Raw genomic sequence first — 1,711 nt, forward strand, 5'->3', positions numbered from 1 at the left:
CGACCGCCCGGCCCCGGTCGAGGCCCAGGCGTTCGGTGAGGAGGTCGAACCGCCGGAGGACCTCCGCCCGCTCCCCCTCTCCCGTACGTCCCCGGAGCGCGGGCAGCAGGTCGAAGCCCGGGTCGCCCGCGAGCGGCTTGGGGTCGATCGCGAGCCACGGTTCGCGCACGGCGGCCAGGACGTTGCCCTCGTGCAGGTCCCAGTGGAGCAGCCGGTCCCCCGGCTCGTCCGCCACATCCCGTACGGCCGCCGCCCAGTCGCGCAGCAGGGCCGCTTCGCCGGCGTACCGGAGCCGTACCGCCGCGGCGGGTGCGCCGGCCACCATCCGGGCCGCGACGCCGCCGAGGGTCCGCAGTCCGGGCGGGGCCGGGGCGGCGGTCAGCCGGGCGAGCAGGTCGGCGAGGATCTCCACCGCCCGCCGCCGGTCGGGGAGCCGGGACAGCGGCCGGCCGGCGTCGAGACGTTCCAGGAGCACCGTCCCCGTCGCCGGGTCGTGGCCGAGGAGCCGTACCGCGCCCCCGCCGGCCCAGGCCCGCAGCGCCGCCGGCTCGCCCTCGGTCTCCTCGTCCAGGAGCTGGAGCTTGAGGACGGCCGGGTCACAGCCCCGCACCACCGGCAGCACCAGGGACGCCGCGCCGTGCATCGGCGGCCCGGTGACCCGCAGGCCCCAGCGGTCCAGGAACTCCTCCGCCCGCCCCGGCAGCGCGGCGACGAACGCCCGTCCCGCCGCCCCGTTGTGCGCCGCCTGCGCCCGCGCGAACTCCTCCGGCACCTGGATCACGGGCCCAGGCTACGGCCGGCGGGCACTCGCGGCACCGCCGCCGGGAAGTCCCCGTATCCAGGGGCTCGCTCACGGCGGTAGCCTCCCGCCACGCATCCGGAAGCAGGGACACACATGAGCACGGTCAACGGCGGCATATCGTTCTGGTACGCGCAGGAAGGCGCCCCCGCGCCCCGCGAACCCCTCCCCGGCGACACCACCGCCGACGTCTGCGTCGTCGGCGGCGGCTACACCGGCCTGTGGACCGCCTACTACCTCAAGAAGGCCGTCCCCTTCCTCAACATCACCGTCCTGGAGGCCTCGTTCTGCGGTTACGGCGCCTCCGGCCGCAACGGCGGCTGGCTCTACAACGGCATCGCGGGCCGTGACCGGTACGCCGAACTCCACGGCCACGAGGCCGCCGTCCGCCTCCAGCAGGCCATGAACGCCACCGTCACCGAGGTCCTCGACGTCCTCGACACCGAGAAGATCGACGCCGACCAGCACCGCGGCGGCGTCCTCGAAGTCGCCCTGACCCCGGCCCAGCTGGCCCGCCTCAAGGCCTTCCACGCCACCGAGGCCGCCTTCGGGGAGACGGACCGCGAGCTGTACGGGGCGCGGGAGACGGCCCGGCGCATCCGCGTCGCGGGGGCCGTCGGCTCCTCCTGGACCCCGCACGGCGCGCGGATCCACCCCGTCAAACTGGTCCAGGGACTCGCCGCGGCCGTCGAGGCGCTCGGCGTCACGATCCACGAGTCGACCCCGGTCACCGAGATCAGGCCGAAGCACGCCGTCACCCCGTACGGGACCGTCCGCGCCCCCTACGTGCTGCGCTGCACCGAGGGGTTCACCGCCTCCCTCTCCGGCCAGCGCCGCACCTGGCTGCCGATGAACTCCTCGATGATCGCCACCGAGCCGCTCACCGACGCGCAGTGGGAGTCCATCGGCTGG

2 protein-coding genes are annotated in these 1,711 nt (G+C 75.5%); one reads left to right on the forward strand and one right to left on the reverse strand.

Annotated features, from left to right (window positions below; translation table 11 throughout):
• Positions 1-781: aminoglycoside phosphotransferase family protein (locus RIF68_RS35920; protein ID WP_309055839.1), on the reverse strand; the 781-nt coding region annotated here is incomplete at its 3' end.
• Between the two features lie 114 nt (positions 782-895).
• On the opposite strand from RIF68_RS35920, the gene RIF68_RS35925 reads away from it, so the two are divergent.
• On the forward strand, positions 896-1,711 hold an 816-nt coding region (locus tag RIF68_RS35925; protein ID WP_309055841.1), incomplete at its 3' end, for an FAD-dependent oxidoreductase.

Source organism: Streptomyces sp. (genome assembly GCF_031178505.1).
GTDB classification, from domain to species: Bacteria; Actinomycetota; Actinomycetes; order Streptomycetales; family Streptomycetaceae; genus Streptomyces; species Streptomyces gulbargensis.